This window comes from Streptomyces sp. AK02-01A, from assembly GCF_033795305.1.
Taxonomy (GTDB): Bacteria; Actinomycetota; Actinomycetes; order Streptomycetales; family Streptomycetaceae; genus Streptomyces.
On the sequence record NZ_JARBAE010000030.1, the window covers coordinates 1 to 17,489 of the forward strand.

The window sequence follows — 17,489 nt, forward strand, 5'->3', positions numbered from 1 at the left end:
TCGAGCCGGACCCGGGCGCGCCGCGGTATCTGGTGACGGTGCGTGGCCTGGGCTACAAGTTCGAGCCGTAAACCGCGTGGTGACACGTATGGCTGTGGCCCTTACGGTGCCGGCGTCTCAGCCGACCGTGTTCTGCGAGGAGGACGCGGACGCGGAGTCCGTCGGTGTCTCCGGCGAGCCGGTCTCGCCGGACTCCGTGGTGGCGCCGGACGCGGAGTCCGACGGCGTGCCCGAGGGAGACCCGGAGGGTGACTCGCCACCGGGCGCGGCGGGCGGCGTGGACGGTGTCGGCAGCGTGCTCGGACCGACGCCCTCGAAGTAGCTCGTCGCGGGCGAGACAAGGGCGCGCAGGCCCACGTCACCGGTCTTGCTGAAGGTGAAGACGACCTGCTGCACATCGCCGTTGCGCGCGGCCTCGCGGCCGTTCTCGATCATGGCGGAGGCGTTGCCCGCGCCGCCGAACCGCACCCATCCGCCGGCCGGCACGGTGACCGGGCCCGAGCCCTTGGCCGGCGACAGCGTCACCGTGGCGGTGGTGCCGGGAAGCTTGATCGCGTCGAGCGTCTGCGCGCCGCGGCCGTTGTTGAAGACCGTGCCGGTGACGACCGCCGGACCTTCCGCGTCGGCCTCGGGCTGAGTGACGACCGTCGCGTTCTGGATGGTGATCTCGTCGACGGAGGTGGCGGCGCTGTCCGGCTTGACGCCGAGTGTCTGCGCGTTGTTGCCGGCCGCGCACGCGGAGAGCGAGGCAAGCGAGAACACGATGGCAGTAGCGGCGAGAGCGCCGCGTCGAAGGCTGCGGCTCACGGCGGCGGCAACTCCTAGGACGTACGGACGGAGGGGCTGGTGGACGAGCTGAAGGTGTTCAGCGGGCTCAGGTTACCGAGCCGTCGTCGCCGCCCCGCACCCGACCCGCCTCCTGCCGCCGTCGGCCCGCTCCGGCCCGGCCGCCATGCGTCCTCATCAGGCGGTTTCGCGGCCGTTCACATAACGCCGGTGATCAATTCCTCCGGGCGCCACACATTCCTTACGAATACCGTGCCGGGAGCCGTGGTGATCAAATTCAGAAACTCTCACACTTCCGTCGTACTTCCGTCTCAGTTCCGTCCGTACGGGTGAGCGACATCCGAACGGAGTACATGAAGTTCCCCGTCTGGAATCCGGCAAATCGGGACGTTCAACCTCTTCGCGGGGTGTTGTGCGGTGGGTGACGCGCGCGTTTCCGCGCGCCCGCGCAGTGGCTCCGACCTGCGAATACCCCCTTCCGGAAGCCGTCCGCAGCACGTTCGTGTCGCTGTTGTCAAGCCCTGAGATGCGCCCTGACCTGCGAAAACGCCATTCAGAAGAAGCCATTCTCGTGTTACCCTGGATAGCCACGGAAGGGGTACCTGTCACATGACGTTCAAGGTAGGCGACACCGTGGTCTATCCCCATCACGGGGCCGCGCTGATCGAGGCCATCGAAACTCGCCAGATCAAAGGCGTGGACAAGACCTACTTGGTGCTCAAGGTCGCCCAAGGCGACTTGACGGTGCGTGTTCCGGCGGACAATGCGGAGTTCGTCGGCGTACGCGATGTGGTCGGTCAGGACGGGCTGGACCGGGTCTTCGAGGTGCTCAGAGCGCCTTACGCCGAAGAGCCGACGAACTGGTCCCGTCGATACAAGGCAAATCTGGAGAAGCTCGCCTCCGGCGATGTCATCAAGGTCGCTGAAGTGGTTCGCGACCTGTGGCGTCGGGAGCGCGAGCGCGGACTCTCCGCAGGTGAGAAGCGCATGCTCGCCAAGGCGCGGCAGATTCTTGTCAGCGAGCTGGCTCTCGCGGAGAACACGAATGAAGACAAGGCCGAGGCTCTGCTCGACGAGGTCCTCGCGTCCTGAATCATGACGCTGCCATTCCAGCAGCGCGTGTCGTACAACGCAGTGAATGCCGCGGTGCCCGCTGACCAGCAATAAGGAAAAGCTGTGTCGCCGGGCGCTGCGGCATGTCCGTATACCCGCATCCCGGCCGACATTCTGTGCACATCTCCCGTACACATCGGCGCATTCGGCACAACCGATATCCCGCGCTGTCCAGATATCCGCGCCGTCCCGCCGATACCGTGTTCCGGTTACGGCGAGCCCGGCCCGGCTGCCCGCGCGGCCCGCCTCAACCATGTGTCACGGAAGGGTCCGGTCAAGGCGTCGCGCCAGGCACGCAGGGGCCATACCCATGTCGGCCGAGGAAACAAACCTGCCGGAGTGCAACCGATGTCAGACCAAGCCAGTCCGCACCGCACCGCCGCGGTGATCCCCGCAGCAGGCCGGGGAGTACGGCTCGGCCCGGGCGCCCCCAAGGCGCTCCGGGCGCTGGGCGGCACACCGATGCTGGTCCACGCCGTCCGCGCGATGGCCGCCTCCCGCGCGGTCTCGCTCGTCGTCGTGGTCGCGCCGCCGGACGGCGCCGCCGAGGTGAAGAACCTCCTCGACGAACACGCGCTGCCCGAGCGCACCGACTATCTCGTCGTGCCCGGCGGAGAGACCCGCCAGGAATCCGTACGACTCGGCGTCGAGGCCCTCCCCGACGGCATCACCACCGTCCTCGTCCACGACGCGGCCCGCCCGCTCGTGCCCGTCGACACCGTGGACGCCGTCGTCGAGGCCGTACGCGACGGAGCGCCGGCCGTCGTGCCCGCGCTGCCCCTCGCGGACACCGTCAAGCAGGTCGAGCCCCGGGCGAAGGGTGAGCCGGAACCGGTCGTCGCCACGCCGGACCGGGCCCTGCTGCGCGCCGTACAGACGCCGCAGGGCTTCGACCGCGACACGCTCCAGCGCGCCCACCGGACCGTGCCGGCGGTGGGTGAGGGCGCGACGGACTGTGCCGGTATGGTCGAGCGGCTCGGCGCCCCGGTCGTGGTGGTGCCCGGCCACGAGGAGGCGTTCAAGGTGACCCGGCCGCTGGACCTGGTGCTGGCCGAGGCGGTTCTCGCCCGGAGGAGGGCCAACGATGGCTTCTGACGCGACTTCGCCGTCCATGGTGCTTCCGGTCGTCGGGATCGGCACCGACATCCACGCCTTCGAGGAGGGCCGCGAGCTCTGGTGTGCCGGACTCCGCTGGGAGAACGAGGGCCCCGGCCTGGCCGGCCACTCCGACGCGGACGTCGTCGCCCACGCCGCCTGCAACGCGCTGTTCTCCGCGGCGGGCCTCGGCGATCTCGGCGCGCACTTCGGCACCGGCCGGCCCGAGTGGTCCGGAGCGCCGGGGCTCACCCTCCTCGCGGAGGCCGCCAGGATCGTGCGGGACGCCGGTTTCACGATCGGCAATGTCGCCGTACAGGTCGTCGGACTCCGGCCGAAGATCGGCAAACGGCGGGAAGAGGCGCAGAAGGTCCTCTCCGAGGCCGCCGGCGCTCCCGTCTCGGTCTCCGCCGCCACCTCGGACGGGCTCGGCTTCACCGGCCGCGGCGAAGGGCTGGCCGCCATCGCCACGGCGCTGCTGGTCCGTACGCGCTGACAGGCCGAAATGCCTCCATGGGGCTTGGGCCGCGGGACGTCGTTGGGTATTGGTACAGCCGTGACCACCGGTCTCAGGCGCGGGCTCCGCGCCTGAGGCCATCGCCTCAGTTGCAGGAAGGCACCCATGGCAGCCGCACTCTCCGACCAGCTCAAGCAACTCCTCGACGGGCCGGTCTTCGTCAACATCGCCACCATCCAGCCCGACGGCAGTCCTCAGGTGTCGCCGGTCTGGGTCAAGCGCGACGGAGACGAACTGCTCATCTCGACCACCGTCGGCCGGCGCAAGGAACAGAACCTGCGCCGCGACCCACGGGTGACGGTCGTCGTACAGCCCGTCGACGCGCCGTACACCTACGCGGAGATCCGCGGCTCCGCCACCCTCACCACCGAGGGAGGCCAGGAGCTGATCGACGAGCTGTCCCTCAAGTACATGGGCAAGCCGTACGCCGAGTTCAACCCGGACTCCGCGCAGGACAACGAGCGCGTCGTCATCCGTGTCACTCCGCGTAAGGTCGTCGGCCGGATCTGATGTCTCAGCCCTTGAGACAACGCCGGAGGTATGCCCGGGGCATGACGAATGACACGGCCGAGAGGCCATAAGTGTCACGCTTGTGTGTCCCCGCGGCCCAAAGGGTCGCGGGGCACTACCCCAGGCGCACTACCCTTGTCTGGTGACTATTCGGCTGTACGACACCGGCGCCCGGCAGATCCGCGACTTCGTCCCGCTCACGCAGGGCTGTGTCTCGATCTACCTGTGTGGCGCCACCGTGCAGGCCGCACCGCACATCGGGCACATCAGGTCGGGACTGAACTTCGACATCATGCGCCGCTGGTTCGAGTACCGCGGCTACGACGTGACGTTCATCCGCAACGTCACCGACATCGACGACAAGATCATCGCCAAATCGGCCGCGCAGGGACGCCCGTGGTGGGCCATCGGCTACGAGAACGAGCGCGCGTTCAACGCGGGCTACGACGCCCTCGGCTGCCTGCCGCCCACCTACGAACCGCGCGCCACCGGCCACATCACCGAGATGACCGAGATGATGCGCGGCCTCATCGAGCGCGGCCACGCCTACGAGGCCGACGGCAACGTCTACTTCGACGTCCGGTCCTTTCCCGGCTATCTGGAGCTGTCCAACCAGGACCTCGACGATCTGCGCCAGCCGTCCGGTGAAGGCGAGACCGGCAAGCGGGACCCGCGGGACTTCGCGATGTGGAAGGCAGCCAAGCCCGGTGAGCCGAGCTGGGAGACGCCCTGGGGACGCGGCCGTCCCGGCTGGCACCTGGAGTGCTCCGCGATGGCCCACAAGTACCTGGGCGCCGCCTTCGACATCCACGGCGGCGGCCTCGACCTGATCTTCCCGCACCACGAGAACGAGATCGCGCAGGCCAAGGGGTACGGCGACGACTTCGCCGCGTACTGGGTGCACAACGCCTGGGTCACCATGAGCGGCGAGAAGATGTCCAAGTCCCTCGGCAACTCGGTGCTCGTCTCCGAGATGGTCAAGCACTGGCGGCCCATCGTCCTGCGCTACTACCTCGGCACGCCGCACTACCGCTCGATGATCGAGTACAGCGAGGAAGCGCTGCGCGAGGCCGAATCCGCCTTCGCGCGGATCGAGGGCTTCATCCAGCGCGTCGCAGAGAAGGCCGGCGGAGTCGTCGATCCCGCCGTCGAGGTGCCGCCCGCCTTCGCCGAGGCCATGGACGACGACCTGGGCGTCCCGGGCGCCCTCGCGATCGTCCACACCACCGTCCGCCAGGGCAACTCCGCGCTCGCCGCCGATGACAAGGAAGCCGCCGTCGCCCGGCTCGCCGAGGTGCGGGCGATGCTCGGCGTCCTCGGCCTGGACCCGCTCGACCCGCACTGGGCCGGCGAGGCCGACCGCGGCGAAGACCTCCACGGCGTCGTCGACACCCTTGTACGGCTCGTCCTCGAACAGCGCGAGGCCGCGCGCGGCCGCAAGGACTGGGGCAGCGCGGACGCCATCAGGGACCAGCTCCAGCAGACCGGCCTCGTCATCGAGGACAGCCCCTCGGGGCCGCGCTGGACCCTCGGCCCGCGCTGATCCCGCCGACCGTGCCGCCCGGTCCGCCCGGGCGGCACCGTTACGTACGCTGATACACACAGGAACGCCGCGTACGGCTCGTACGCACGTCTGACACGTCTGACACGCCGGACACGCCGGAAACAACGAGAAGCAACGAAACAGGTAGGTCATGGCCGGAAACAGCCAGCGCAGGAACCGCCGCACGTCCAACAAGAAGGGCGCGCAGGTCGGCAGCGGTGGCAAGCGACGCCGCGGCCTTGAGGGCAGGGGCCCGACGCCGCCCGCGTCCGCCCGCAAGGGCCATGTCCAGAACCGTGCCGCCAACGCCAAGGCCCGGCATACCACCCGGCGCCAGATCGCCCGCCGCGGCGGCAAGGGCAGCAGCGAGATGGTCGTCGGCCGCAACCCCGTCTTCGAGGCGCTGCGCGACGGCGTGCCCGCGACGACCCTCTACGTCCAGCAGTTCATCGACAACGACGAGCGCGTCCGCGAGGCGCTCCAGCTCGCGGCCGACCGCGGCGGCATCCATCTGATGGAGGCGCCCAAGCCCGAGCTGGACCGGATGACGAACGGCCTCAACCACCAGGGGCTCGTCCTTCAGGTCCCGCCCTACGAGTACGCGCACCCGGATGATCTCGCCGCCGCCGCCTTCGACGAGGGCGAGGACCCGCTGATCGTTGTCCTCGACGGCATCACCGACCCGCGCAACCTCGGCGCCGTCGTCCGCTCCGTCTCCGCCTTCGGCGGCCACGGTGTCGTCGTACCGGAGCGGCGCGCCGCCGGTATGACCGCCGGTGCCTGGAAGTCCTCGGCCGGCACGGCGGCCCGTACGCCGGTCGCCCGCGCCACCAACCTCACGCGCACGCTGGAGGCGTACCAGAAGGCCGGCCTGCTGGTCGTCGGCCTCGCGGCGGACGGCGAGGCCGAGGTCGGCGACCTCGAAGCCCTCGGCGGTCCCGTCGTGATCGTCGTCGGCAGCGAAGGCAAGGGCCTGTCCCGGCTGGTCGGCGAGACCTGCGACTTCCGCGTACGGATCCCGATGCCGGGCGGCGCGGAATCGCTGAACGCCGGAGTCGCGGCCGGAGTGGTCCTGTACGAGGCGTCCCGCCGCCGCGTCTGAGGCCGCGCGCGGCTCCCGCCGGGGCTCTGACCAGGGCCCGCCCGACTCCGCGACAGGGCCTCGCCGCGGACTCGGGCGCCTTCGCCGCGCGCCGGAACCACCACCCGAACGGCCCTGCTTGGTGATCTTGACGGGCCTCGGACATTTCCCGCGCGTCAAGGCAGTGTCCTAAACACAAGTCACTCGGTTAGATGAGTGTGGACACCAGAACGCCCCGGCCCGGGTTCGATGATCAGCCCCCGCTGAGCATGCTCAAAGTGGACTCCGATCCCGCGCAGGTCATCGTGAACCACGCCAGCTTCCGGGTGAAGCTCGCATCGGCCCAGCGCCCCAGCACCGCACGCATTCCCGCCATGAGCGGCGCCGGTGGGACGGCGCGCCGCCGGGCCCCCGTCGTCTGGAGCGGCAAGTCCGAGCCGGGCGATCCCGGAGCGACCCGACTTCTCCAGGCCGTACGGAACTCCTCCGTGCTACGGCCGCGCGGCGCCTACCACGATGTGCCGGAGAGGGGCTACGACACCGGCGCCACCCAGGTCATCCCCCGGCTCGACCTCGACGACGACAGTACGATGCCGACCCCGCTCGTCGGCGGCGCACGGCCCCGCACCGCTCGCACGCCGCTGCTGCCGCCGATGCGGCAGGCCGTCGGCGCGTACGACCTGCCGGAGCCGGAGCCGTACGACACCGCGGGCCTCGGCCTCGACCGGGACTTCACCACCGACTTCGCCGACCGGTCCCGCCCGCAGCGGCACGCGGCGGGCGGCACCCGGGCCGCCGACGCCGCCACCGTCCGGCACGCCTACTACCCCGGCCGCCGGATGAACCTCGGCGTCGTACTGCTCCCGCTCCGCGTCTTCCTCGGCTTCATCTCCATCTACGCCGGCATGGGCAAGCTCTGCGACCCCGTCTACTTCGACGGCGGCGAACGCGGCTCCATGGTCAAGTGGCTGAACTCCCTGCACCCGTGGGCCCTCGCCGAACCTCTCAGGGACTTCGCGCTCTCCCATCCCGTCGGCGCCGGCCTCAGCATCTCCTTCCTCCAGATCGTGGCCGGCGTACTCACCGTCCTCGGCCTCTGGCAGCGGGTCGCCGGCTGCCTCGGCGCGCTGCTGTCGGCCGCGCTGCTGCTCACCGTGAGCTGGCGGACCGTCCCGGCGTACGACGCGCCGGACATCATCTATCTCGCCGCCTGGTCGCCGCTGATCATCGCGGGCGCGCCCGTCTACTCCATCGACGGGCGTCTCGCGGGCGAGGCCTGGCGCAAGCTCGGACCGCGCTCGGAGATCTGGGACCTCCGGCGCCATGTCCTGCGCCGCGGCGCCGCCGTCGCGACCGTCGTCATCGGCCTCACCCTGCTGATCGGTTCGGTCCTCGGCGGCGCCGTACGGTCCTCCGACATGGTCACCGTGCCGGGACCCAACCACGACCCGGTCAACCAGCTTCCCGGTGTGCCGCTGCCCGAGACCCCGCGCGGCAGCCGCGCGTCCGGCTCGCCCGACAGCGACGACCCGAAGAGCGGCAAGCCGTCCGAGCCGTCCGCGACCAGATCCGGCAGTCCCTCGGCCGAGCAGTCCATGCCGGGCCAGGGCAGCGTCCGCGAGACCGGCGGCGCCGGGCAGAGCCGGCAGCAGCCCAGCCAGACCCAGGGCACGGGCCGAGGACCCTCGCAGCCGGTCGAGCAGGCCCCGCCTCCGTCCAGCAGCCAGGGACCGTCCGCCTCGGGCGGGCCGGGTGACGGAAGTGGCGGATCCGGCGGCAGCGACGGCGGCGGATCCGGCGGCGGCTCCTCCTCCGGCGGCAGCAACAGCAACCCCATCGGCGGCCTTCTCGGCTGACGCCGGGGTACGGACGACGGAGGGGCGGCCACCGGTGAGGGAGGCCGCCCCTTCGTCCGCGCTCAGGACCGTCGCCATGTCCGCGTACGGCGGGTCTCCGTGGCGCGGATCTCGTACATCGGATCTCCGTACATCGGATCTCCGTACGGCGGTCTCGTACGGCGGTCTCGTACGGCGGATCTCGTACGGCCTCAGCGGGCCGTGGCGCCAAGCTCCTTGGCGGCTTCCGTGAGGTCCTTCGCCGTGTCGATGGCGCGCCAGTACGCTCCGTTCGGCAGCGGAAAACCCGCCAGCCTCCGCTCACGCGCGAGCCGCGGAAACGTCGTCCGCTCATGGTCGCCGCGGTCCGGCAGCAGCTCGACGAACGCCGCGGAGAACACATACACGCCGGCGTTGATCAGATACGGCGACGGAGGCGACTCGATGAAGTCGAGGACATGGCCGAACTCATCCGTCTCGACGGCGCCCCACGGAATTCGCGGCCGGGCCAGCGCCAGTGTGGCCGTGGCGTCACGCTCGGCGTGGAACGCCGCCATGTCGCGCAGCGAGAAACGCGTCCAGATATCGCCGTTGGTCGCATACCAGGGCCGCTCAGGCTCCGGCAGCCTGGCGGCGGCGTACTTGAGGCCTCCGCCACGGCCCAGAGGCTCGGGCTCCACCACGGTGGTCACACGCAGCGGAAGGTCGGCCGAGTCCAGCCACTCCTGCAGGACTTCGGCGAGATGGCCGCACGAGATGACGGCATCGGTCACGCCCTCGGCGGCCAGCCAGGCAAGCTGATGGCCGATGATCGGGGTCCCCGTGCCGGGAATCTCGACCATCGGCTTGGGACGGTCGTCGGTGTACGGGCGCAGCCGCGACCCCTGGCCGCCCGCGAGGACCACGGCCTGCGTCGGAAACGTATGCATGCCGTGAACGATAGGCGGGGCGGACAGGGAGGAAGCGGTCAGCTCCCCGCGGTCTGCTGGGACACCCCGTACGCGAACGACGTGTCGCACACGGGACGCGAGAACGACTGGGCGCGGGTGGGACCGTACGTCGCCACGGCGGCGCGGCCCAGGGCGCGGGCGATCGACATGCAGTGCCTGGCGAGCGACGGACGCTCCTCGACCTGGCGCTGGAGATGCGTCAGAGCGATCCCCGGGTCCTTCTCCTGGAGTTCCGCGAGCAGCTTGTCGCGCAGAATGTCCTGCGGGGTACGGGACTTGGCCCGGACCGAGGCGGTGTCCGAGGAAGCGGTCAGGATCTGCGACTCGGAGTTGCCGGACGCCCACGGAACACGGGCGACCGCGAGGGTCCCGGAGAGCACCAGGACGACGGGCAGTACGAAAGCAAGAGTTCGGCCGATACGGCGGGCAGTGTGGGTCACGCAGCGAGCGTAGCGGCCAGTGATGATTTGGCGACATTTAGTCACTCGCCCGAGGGATGGTTCGATAGGTCTTTTCGAATTGAGCGTGGACGACCCCTGTCCGAAATGGCCAGTGTGTCAGGGTATTTGTCGACAGACGCAAACGGCCCCGCACCGGAGTGCGGGGCCGTGCGGACGATTTCGCGCCGTTGTCCGACGCGGGCGCGTCAGTGGTTTGAACCGGCCGAAGGCTGTCAGTCGGTGAGGCGCTCGCCCGTCGACGTGGAGAAGACGTGCGTCTCGCCGGCCTGCGGCACGACATGCAGCTTGGCGCCCTTCTCCGGCACGGCGCGGCCGTTGACGCGGACCACGAGGTCCTTCTTCTCGCTGCCGAGGTCGGCGGTGCCGTAGACGTAACCGTCGGCGCCCAGCTCCTCGACGACGTTGACGGTCACGGCCAGACCGGCCGGGGCGTCCTTGGAGAGCGCACCGCCGTCGCCGTCGACCGCGATGTCGAAGTGCTCCGGGCGGACGCCGACCGTGACGGTCTTGTCGCCCTTCTCCGCGGCGGCGGCGAGCGCCTCACGGGAGACCGGGACGACGCTGTTGCCGAACTTCACACCGCCGTCGATGATCGGCACCTCGACCAGGTTCATGGCCGGGGAGCCGATGAAGCCGGCGACGAAGAGGTTGGCCGGGCGGTCGTACATGTTGCGCGGCGAGTCCACCTGCTGCAGCAGACCGTCCTTGAGGACCGCGACCCGGTCACCCATGGTCATGGCCTCGACCTGGTCGTGGGTCACGTACACCGTGGTGATGCCGAGACGGCGCTGGAGCGACGCGATCTGCGTACGGGTGGAGACACGGAGCTTGGCGTCGAGGTTCGACAGCGGCTCGTCCATGAGGAACACCTGCGGCTCACGCACGATGGCGCGGCCCATCGCCACACGCTGGCGCTGACCACCGGAGAGCGCCTTCGGCTTGCGGTCCAGGTACTCGCTGAGGTCGAGGATCTTCGCGGCCTCTTCGACCTTCTTGCGGATCTCGGCCTTGTTCACACCGGCGATCTTCAGCGCGAAGCCCATGTTGTCGGCGACCGACATGTGCGGGTACAGCGCGTAGTTCTGGAACACCATGGCGATGTCCCGGTCCTTCGGCGGCAGGTGCGTGACATCGCGGTCACCGATGCGGATGGAGCCGCCGTTGACGTCCTCAAGACCCGCGAGCATGCGCAGGGAGGTCGACTTGCCACAGCCGGAGGGCCCGACCAGCACGAGGAACTCGCCGTCCGCGATCTCGATCTCAAGCTGATCGACGGCGGGCTTGGTGGAACCCGGGTAGATACGGGTTGCCTTGTCGAACGAAACAGTTGCCATGGCGCTGTCTTCCCCTCACCGGCAGGAACGTGCCGGACGATCCGAGTAAAGGAATGGGTCTCCCGCCGGAGGGCGGAAGAAGGGTCTAGTCCACCTGGGTGAACTGGAGGTGACGGTACTCCCGGATCAGGGATCTGTCAGTAGTCCGGGGACGGTGACATTTCTGACCCGGTTCCGACCCGGGCCGGCGCGGCGCACTCGCGACCTCTCCGGAGACGCACAACTTCGGTGGCTGGGGCGGCCGGGCGCTGTGTAGAGTGTCAGAACCTTCGCGCGTGGCTTTGACGTGCATGAAATGCCTCCTTAGCTCAGATGGCCAGAGCAACGCACTTGTAATGCGTAGGTCGTCGGTTCGAATCCGACAGGGGGCTCTGTGGAAGGCCAGGTCGCGTAGCCCGTGACCTGGCCTTTTTATTGTTCTGTGACCTTACTTTCCGTGCTGCGTGAGCTCTGGAGCCCGGCCGCGCGCCCTCCGGTGGCCGACTGGTGGCCAAACGGGCAAGGGGCGTGCACGGCGTTGGCCAAGAGGATGCTCAGAGGCATCTCGCCGACTGCTTTGTCGTTGTTCCATTCCCACAAGGGTCGCCAAGCAGGGCTGCCTGTAAGGGTTCAGCCGGCCTCAGTGTGGTTCTGGGGGACGGGCAAGAAGCGGATGCCCATCGTTGCTAGGACTCCTCGTTCCGGTCGACTGGGTAGCTTTTGCTGTACCGACGCTGGAGGAGTCTTGGAGATCGGAGACGCCCAGAAGCTCGCCTTGAGGGTGCCGGTCCCGGGAACGACGACGGTCTGTTCGTCGAGCGCGTCGAAGACCTCGTTGATCAGCCGCCCTGCCATGCGCGGGGCCCTGGGCCGGATCACTTCGACGAGTCTGGGGCGGCTGGCTCTCCGCAGGGCGGCCGGGGAGCCGTGGCGTTCGAGGAGCCAGGTGACGGTCTGGTGGTCCAGGCGGGGCCCGAGGACGCGCTCCAAGCTGGGGTCCCTCCCATCAGCGTCTCCAACGGCACCCCTCGGGCCCGGTGACACCCCCCAGGCCATCCCTTCGACAGGGGGAAACAGTCATACCGGGCCCGGAGGCCAGCGGCCCCATCGCAGGACCGCGAAAAACATGACGGGGAAGTCGACTTGCGAGTTGGTGTGGCTGTGACGATCCCGCCGAGCCGAGCCGAGCCGAGCCGAGCCGAGCCTCGCGGCCGCGGGCGTCAGCAGGCCGGTTCCCGGACCGGCTGAAGGATCGAACCATCGAGAGATCCTTCGGCTGCGTAGGCATGGGCACCCGCCCCGTACGACAACGTCCACGAGGGCAACGTCGGATCTCAGAAGCACACCCTGCCTTGGGATCCGACGTCACGCGCGGGCCCGAATGGGCCAACAGCATCATTCCGACGGCTGGGCCACCTCGGCGCGCGTCAATATCTCACTGGCCCAGCGACTGATCGCGCTGCTTTTTGACCTCGGCAGTGAGGTCGCCCGTGTCAGCAGCCGGCGGAGCGGTAATCGGCTTGATGCCACCGAATTTCAGGAAGTCCATGGTGACTGTCATCCCGCCGCCGCTCTGTTTCACGCGCGCGGGCAGATCCTTTCCGTCGACCCAGATGTCGAGGCTTATCTTCCCGCCGCTTGCCTTCAGGGAGTTGACGGCGGCCTTCTTCTCCTGAGCGGTGAGGCCGGACGCGTTGATCTGCTGCGCGCCGACGCTCCCCCGGTAGTGGGTGGCCTTCTTGCCGTGGACGGTCTCCTCGCCGAGGTTCTTCACGTCCTTCGCGGCCCCGATGTAGCGCAGACCCGCCGTCGGGTCGGCGTTGTCCGCGACGCTGTTCGCGCCCGCCTCCCCCATCACGGCGGAGACGTCGATGCGCATCCAGTGCTTGCCCTTGAGCGGGCCACTGGGCTGCGGGTCCACCTCGTAGTAGTACGCCCCGTCGACCATCTTCATCGTCAGCGTGGGGTCATCCTGGAGAGCCTGCATCTGCGCGTTCGCGGTGTCCATCTCGACGTCGAGCGCGGCGCCGCCGCCCCAGGAGTAGGTGCCGTTCATGGATACCGGCTTGCCACCGGCCGCGACGATCACCGTCGTCGTCTCGACCTCGGCCGAACCGAGCTTCGACGCCTTGTCCGATGCGCGGGTCAGCGCCCCCATGACCGCGTCGGCGTGGCCGACAGCGTCAGCGGTCTTTCTCACGGCTTCCGCGCCGCACGCGGAGGTCACGGCCAGCACGGCGAAGGTGATCCCCGCCCACGCCCCGGCCCGGATGTGCCTCATTTATCCCGCCCCCTGGTGTAATTCTGTTGTCTTTGCAACGAAACGAACTCTAGCCGGGCATCTGCGGCCCGGCCCCGGCGCAGTCCACCCCCCAGCGAGGCAGGACCGCCCTCGGAGAGGGTGGCCCGCGGTGGCGTTGTACCGCTGCGCTCGCCGGCGGTTCGCGGTGTGGTTGGCGTGGCCGGTGGCGGGGACGGCCGGTCCTGCCTCTGAGGTGAGGTATCGCGTCGAGCGGAGGTTATTCGCCGCCTGCTTTACCCAGGCCGAGGCTGGGTGCGCGGTGGCGTCCGGGATCCGGATCCGTCGGTTGACGTGCTCGATCACCGCGAGTACGTACAGCCGGGCTCCGGACAGGCGGGTGGTCCAGAAGCGCGTCGGCTTGCGAGCGTGGGAAGTTCGCCCAGGTGAGTCGAGGCCCGCGCAGGGGTCGGGGGATTCCAGCGTCTCGCAGGATTTCCCAGACGGCCGATGTGGCTACTCTCATTCCCAGGATGGGCAGTTCGCCTTGTAGGCGCCGGTTTCCCCAGGTGGGGTTTTCGCGAGCCAGGCGCAGTAGAGGGCTCGGATAGGACGGACGGTGCGGGGGCGCGGCCTCCGCGGTGGGTCGAGGTCCGAGCAGCGCCGCGCCGTCGCTGAGTGAACCGATTACTGGGACACTCATCCGGGTGCCCGACCCGCGGTGTGCCTACGGAGCGGGACGGGGCGGCACCGCTTTCAGGCAGATCTCGATGGACTCCAGGTCACGGCTGAGACGGGCGACGCGCTCCCGGAGCCGGGCGGCTTCCTCTTCCAGGAGGTCGACGACCTCCTGTGGGAGGTCCGCCGGCCTGACCAGCCCGTCCGCGCTCCGATCGAGAATCGGCAGGATGGGGCGGATGATACGCGTCGGCAGACCCGTATCGAGCAGGCCACGAATCTGGTGTACCCGCACCACCGCGGACGGGTCGTACTCCCGGTATCCGCTCTCCGTTCGCTCCGGGCGGAGCAGGCCCTGCTCCTCGTAGTAGCGCAGCAGACGGGCCGGTACTCCGGTGGCGTCCGCCAGTTCCCCGATCAGCACCGCGCCTCCTTCCGGCAGCCGTCCAGAGCCCGGCTTGCCTTCACACCAGTGTCATACCAGGACCATCGTCGCAGGGCCCGTTCCCGGGTCCGGCGTCGTACGCGGCGGGGCGCGTCCCGAGGCGCGCGGCACCCGGAGGCGCACGGTACACACAGGAGGTATTGATCGTATGAAAGCCGTCGCACTGCATCGGCTCGGTGGTCCCGATGTGCTGGAGCTCGTCGAGCTCCCGGCGCCGCGGGCCGGGAGCGGCGAGGTACGCGTCAGGGTCAGGGCGGCAGCCGTCAATGCCGCCGACACCGCGGTCCGTACCGGCCTCTTCCTCACCGCCGGGGAAGAACCCCGCTTCCCGCTGGTCCCCGGGATGGAGGCTGCCGGGGTGATCGACGAAGTGGGCCCCGGCGCGACACGTTGGCGTGTGGGTGATGCCGTCATGGCGCTCGTCGTCCCGCAGGGCCCCCACGGCGCGTACGCGGAGCAAGTCGTGGTGTCCGAGCACGCGATCGCGGCCGTCCCCGAGGGTTCGGACTTCTCCGCCGCTGCCACCCTGCCCATGAACGGCCTCACCGCCCTCATGGCGCTGGACCAGCTGAATCTCGCACCCGGGGAGACGCTTGGGGTGACAGGCGCCGCCGGCGCGGTGGGCGGCTACCTCGTTCAGCTCGCCGTGGCGTCAGGGCTGCGCGTCGTCGCCGACGCGTCCGACACCGACGCCGCGCTGGTACGCGAACTGGGCGCGCACCACGTTGTGCCGCGCGGCCCGAAGGTGGCGGAGGCGATGCGGAACGCGACCGGCGGGGGTGTGGACGCGCTCGCCGACTGCGCCGCCCAGAACGAGCAGGCCGCCCCGGCCGTGAAGGACGGCGGAGGGATGGCCACCTTCCGGTACTGGGACGGGCAGCCTGGACGCGGCATCTCGCTGCACACGGTGATGGTCAGCGCCTACGCCGATGCCGCTGCGGGACTCGACACGTTGCGCGAGTACGTGGAAGAGGGGACGCTCACCCCCCGGGTGGCCGAGACGCTGCCACCGGGGGAGGCCGCCACGGCCCACCGCAGGCTGGAGGCCGGCGGCGTGCGAGGCCGGATGGTGCTCGTCTTCGAGGACTGAGAGACAGCGAGGACTGAGAGACAGCGCGGGGCCGCGCCGTTGCCCACGCCGCCTTATCCCGGCGAACCACTACCAGCTCAAGTCTCCCCACTCCGCAGCAGGCGGCCGGCCGACGTGGGTCTCTGAGAGTGCTTCCGCGAGCTCAGGCCCGGGCCGCTGTGAGGTCGGCGGGGTATCGCAGGCCGTCGAAGAGGAGCGCCGTTATCCGTGCGGCGTCCTCGCGCCAGCCTTTCGTGGCACGCAGGTTGCAGACGCCGCCCATCGCGCGCAGGAGAGTCCTGCCGTCGATGTCGGTACGGATCTCGCCTGCCACGGAGCCTGCCGTGAGCAGGTGATTCTGGAGGCGGCGGATCATCTGGCGGTCGCCGCCGGAGCGCGTCGCCTCACGCCCGAAAGCGGTGTCGCCGCCTCTCCGGCTACCGGCTCCCGGGTCTATGCCAGCCCGGCCGGGCACCCCTTCTGCCTCCGCGCGGCATGAGGCGGCGGACCGCACTCCGGCGCTGATGTCACCGGACACGGTGTCAGATCTCGTGACCGCCGTCGTCACCGTCCCACGCGACCGCGTCCGGATCGCGCGGACGGAGACAACAGCGGACGGAGACAGCAAACGGGAGCCGTCGCGGTCCGCGTGGTCGCGATGTGGTCAGCCGGTCTTGGCGGCGAAGGGGCCGCCGTCGCCGAACGCGAGCCGCGCGAAGTTCTCGCCGATGCGGCGGTGGCCCGCGGGATCGGGATGGACCTCGTCGGGCAGCGGGAATTCGGCGTAGTCCGTCTCGCCGTAAAGGTCACGGCCGTCGAGGTAGTGCAGGTGCGGGTCGTCGGCCGCCCGCTGTCCGACGATCCGGACGAGTTCGTCGCGGATGACGTTGAGCGTCAGGCGCCCGGCGGCGCGTTCGGCTGGATCGCCCGTGGCCTTGAACCGCAAGGTCTCGCCGTCGAAGTCGGGCGCGAGAGGGCCGGGAGTGTCCTCCTGGACCGGGCACAGGAGGGGAGACACGACCAGCAGCGGCGTCGTCGGATGCCCCTCGCGGATGGTGTCGAGAAAGCCGTGTACCGCGGGAGTGAAGGCGCGCAGGCGCATCACGTCGGCGTTGACGACATTGATGCCGATCTTGAGGCTGATCAGGTCCGCGGAGGTGTCCCGCATCGCACGGGCGGTGAACGGGTCGAGCAGCGCGCTGCCGCCGAACCCGAGGTTGACCAGCTCCACGCCGCCCCGGGCCGCGGCCAGGGCCGGCCAGATGGCGGTCGGATGGGCGGCGTTCGAGCCGTGGCTGATGGAACTGCCGTGGTGCAGCCACACCCTGCGCCCGCTGTCCCGCGCCGGCTCGACCGGGGCATCGGTGCGCAGGGCGATCAGCTCGGTGATCTCCGTATGCGGAAGCCAGATCTCGACGTCCTTGTCACCCGCCGGCAGATCGGTGAACCGGGCGGTGCCGGCAGGTCCCTCGGACAGTTCGGCGGACTGGGTGACCATGTCGGTGATCGTGCGGACGTTACCGCCGGGCACGGTGGCCTGGGCGGCGAGACGGCCATCGACCAGCAGGTCGTACACACCGTCCGCCGGAGGTGGGAAGCCTTGGTACACCCGCTTGGTGGGCAGCGTGTCCAGTTCGACGGTGGTGGCCCGGGTACGGAATGCCAGGCGCACGCCGGAGGGCTGCGCCTCGGCCACGGCCAGTTGGTCGTCCGGGATCTGCCGACGAGCCCGCGCGGGCAGCCGATGCGGCAGCAGGCCGTGCGCGGTCGGTTCCACGTCGAGGAAACCGCGCAGGATGTCCGTGGTGACAGGTGTGGTGATCCAGTCGCGCTCAGTGTTCATTGTCCCAGCCT

16 protein-coding genes, 1 tRNA gene and 1 pseudogene are annotated in these 17,489 nt (G+C 69.7%); 9 read left to right on the forward strand and 9 right to left on the reverse strand.

Annotated features, from left to right (window positions below):
• Window positions 1-117: 117 nt before the first annotated feature.
• Window positions 118-807 (reverse strand): DUF461 domain-containing protein, encoded by a 690-nt coding sequence (locus PV679_RS24445; RefSeq protein ID WP_319682532.1) that lies wholly within the window; start codon window positions 805-807, stop codon window positions 118-120.
• A 588-nt stretch (window positions 808-1,395) separates the two neighbouring features.
• Between PV679_RS24445 and PV679_RS24450 the strand changes: the two genes are divergently transcribed.
• From PV679_RS24450 to PV679_RS24480, 7 genes are all read left to right on the forward strand, one after another.
• Entirely contained in the window at window positions 1,396-1,878 is a 483-nt protein-coding gene (locus tag PV679_RS24450) for a CarD family transcriptional regulator (RefSeq protein ID WP_003953493.1), read from the forward strand.
• Between the two features lie 369 nt (window positions 1,879-2,247).
• A complete protein-coding gene (gene ispD / locus PV679_RS24455; protein WP_319682533.1) occupies window positions 2,248-2,994 on the forward strand; it encodes a 2-C-methyl-D-erythritol 4-phosphate cytidylyltransferase in 747 nt (248 codons plus the stop codon).
• A complete protein-coding gene (ispF, locus tag PV679_RS24460) occupies window positions 2,984-3,490 on the forward strand; it encodes a 2-C-methyl-D-erythritol 2,4-cyclodiphosphate synthase (protein ID WP_319682534.1) in 507 nt (168 codons plus the stop codon). Before ispD ends, ispF begins: the two co-directional genes overlap by 11 nt.
• Before the next feature lie 126 nt (window positions 3,491-3,616).
• Window positions 3,617-4,021: a PPOX class F420-dependent oxidoreductase gene (locus PV679_RS24465; RefSeq protein WP_319682535.1), complete on the forward strand. Its 405-nt coding sequence runs from the start codon at window positions 3,617-3,619 to the stop codon at window positions 4,019-4,021.
• A 142-nt stretch (window positions 4,022-4,163) separates the two neighbouring features.
• Window positions 4,164-5,564, forward strand: coding sequence for a cysteine--tRNA ligase (gene cysS / locus PV679_RS24470; protein WP_319682536.1), 1,401 nt, complete (start codon window positions 4,164-4,166; stop codon window positions 5,562-5,564).
• 151 nt (window positions 5,565-5,715) lie between these two features.
• On the forward strand, window positions 5,716-6,666 hold the full coding sequence (rlmB, locus tag PV679_RS24475; RefSeq protein ID WP_319682537.1) for a 23S rRNA (guanosine(2251)-2'-O)-methyltransferase RlmB: 951 nt from the start codon (window positions 5,716-5,718) through the stop codon (window positions 6,664-6,666).
• 248 nt (window positions 6,667-6,914) lie between these two features.
• Window positions 6,915-8,501: a DoxX family protein gene (locus tag PV679_RS24480; protein WP_319682612.1), complete on the forward strand. Its 1,587-nt coding sequence runs from the start codon at window positions 6,915-6,917 to the stop codon at window positions 8,499-8,501.
• Between the two features lie 191 nt (window positions 8,502-8,692).
• On the opposite strand, the gene PV679_RS24485 is transcribed toward PV679_RS24480, so the two are convergent.
• From PV679_RS24485 to PV679_RS24495, 3 genes are all read right to left on the reverse strand, one after another.
• Window positions 8,693-9,409, reverse strand: a complete 717-nt coding sequence (locus tag PV679_RS24485; protein WP_319682538.1) for a nucleotidyltransferase family protein — start codon at window positions 9,407-9,409, stop codon at window positions 8,693-8,695.
• A gap of 38 nt (window positions 9,410-9,447) precedes the next feature.
• Window positions 9,448-9,870, reverse strand: a complete 423-nt coding sequence (locus PV679_RS24490; RefSeq protein ID WP_319682539.1) for a hypothetical protein — start codon at window positions 9,868-9,870, stop codon at window positions 9,448-9,450.
• A gap of 233 nt (window positions 9,871-10,103) precedes the next feature.
• Entirely contained in the window at window positions 10,104-11,225 is a 1,122-nt protein-coding gene (locus PV679_RS24495; RefSeq protein ID WP_319682540.1) for a sn-glycerol-3-phosphate ABC transporter ATP-binding protein UgpC, read from the reverse strand.
• Window positions 11,226-11,522: 297 nt separating this feature from the next.
• Between PV679_RS24495 and PV679_RS24500 the strand changes: the two genes are divergently transcribed.
• A tRNA-Thr gene (locus tag PV679_RS24500) sits at window positions 11,523-11,596 on the forward strand.
• Between the two features lie 385 nt (window positions 11,597-11,981).
• Here the strand turns inward: PV679_RS24500 and PV679_RS24505 are convergent.
• The 3 genes and pseudogenes from PV679_RS24505 to PV679_RS24520 all read right to left on the reverse strand — a co-directional run.
• Window positions 11,982-12,200 (reverse strand): annotated as a pseudogene (locus PV679_RS24505) (IS110 family transposase); the annotation flags it as partial.
• A gap of 439 nt (window positions 12,201-12,639) precedes the next feature.
• Window positions 12,640-13,485: a hypothetical protein gene (locus tag PV679_RS24510; RefSeq protein WP_319682541.1), complete on the reverse strand. Its 846-nt coding sequence runs from the start codon at window positions 13,483-13,485 to the stop codon at window positions 12,640-12,642.
• A 685-nt stretch (window positions 13,486-14,170) separates the two neighbouring features.
• Window positions 14,171-14,545 (reverse strand): MerR family transcriptional regulator, encoded by a 375-nt coding sequence (locus tag PV679_RS24520; RefSeq protein WP_319682542.1) that lies wholly within the window; start codon window positions 14,543-14,545, stop codon window positions 14,171-14,173.
• Between the two features lie 169 nt (window positions 14,546-14,714).
• Between PV679_RS24520 and PV679_RS24525 the strand changes: the two genes are divergently transcribed.
• The gene (locus tag PV679_RS24525; RefSeq protein ID WP_319682543.1) at window positions 14,715-15,656 is read left to right on the forward strand and encodes an NADP-dependent oxidoreductase; all 942 of its coding nucleotides are present in this window, start codon (window positions 14,715-14,717) and stop codon (window positions 15,654-15,656) included.
• A gap of 142 nt (window positions 15,657-15,798) precedes the next feature.
• Here the strand turns inward: PV679_RS24525 and PV679_RS24530 are convergent, their stop codons facing one another.
• The gene (locus PV679_RS24530; RefSeq protein WP_319682544.1) at window positions 15,799-15,969 is read right to left on the reverse strand and encodes a hypothetical protein; all 171 of its coding nucleotides are present in this window, start codon (window positions 15,967-15,969) and stop codon (window positions 15,799-15,801) included.
• A gap of 330 nt (window positions 15,970-16,299) precedes the next feature.
• The gene (locus tag PV679_RS24535; RefSeq protein WP_319682545.1) at window positions 16,300-17,478 is read right to left on the reverse strand and encodes a GDSL-type esterase/lipase family protein; all 1,179 of its coding nucleotides are present in this window, start codon (window positions 17,476-17,478) and stop codon (window positions 16,300-16,302) included.
• Window positions 17,479-17,489 lie beyond the last annotated feature (11 nt).

Bases quoted from the DNA above. Each gene is read 5' to 3' on its own strand.
- PV679_RS24450 (WP_003953493.1), top strand. From the start codon at position 1,396: ATGACGTTCAAGGTAGGCGACACCGTGGTCTATCCCCATCACGGGGCC.
- ispD (WP_319682533.1), top strand. From the start codon at position 2,248: ATGTCAGACCAAGCCAGTCCGCACCGCACCGCCGCGGTGATCCCCGCA.
- ispF (WP_319682534.1), top strand. From the start codon at position 2,984: ATGGCTTCTGACGCGACTTCGCCGTCCATGGTGCTTCCGGTCGTCGGG.
- PV679_RS24465 (WP_319682535.1), top strand. From the start codon at position 3,617: ATGGCAGCCGCACTCTCCGACCAGCTCAAGCAACTCCTCGACGGGCCG.
- rlmB (WP_319682537.1), top strand. From the start codon at position 5,716: ATGGCCGGAAACAGCCAGCGCAGGAACCGCCGCACGTCCAACAAGAAG.
- PV679_RS24480 (WP_319682612.1), top strand. From the start codon at position 6,915: ATGCTCAAAGTGGACTCCGATCCCGCGCAGGTCATCGTGAACCACGCC.
- PV679_RS24485 (WP_319682538.1), bottom strand. From the start codon at position 9,409: ATGCATACGTTTCCGACGCAGGCCGTGGTCCTCGCGGGCGGCCAGGGG.
- PV679_RS24495 (WP_319682540.1), bottom strand. From the start codon at position 11,225: ATGGCAACTGTTTCGTTCGACAAGGCAACCCGTATCTACCCGGGTTCC.
- PV679_RS24510 (WP_319682541.1), bottom strand. From the start codon at position 13,485: ATGAGGCACATCCGGGCCGGGGCGTGGGCGGGGATCACCTTCGCCGTG.
- PV679_RS24525 (WP_319682543.1), top strand. From the start codon at position 14,715: ATGAAAGCCGTCGCACTGCATCGGCTCGGTGGTCCCGATGTGCTGGAG.
- PV679_RS24535 (WP_319682545.1), bottom strand. From the start codon at position 17,478: ATGAACACTGAGCGCGACTGGATCACCACACCTGTCACCACGGACATC.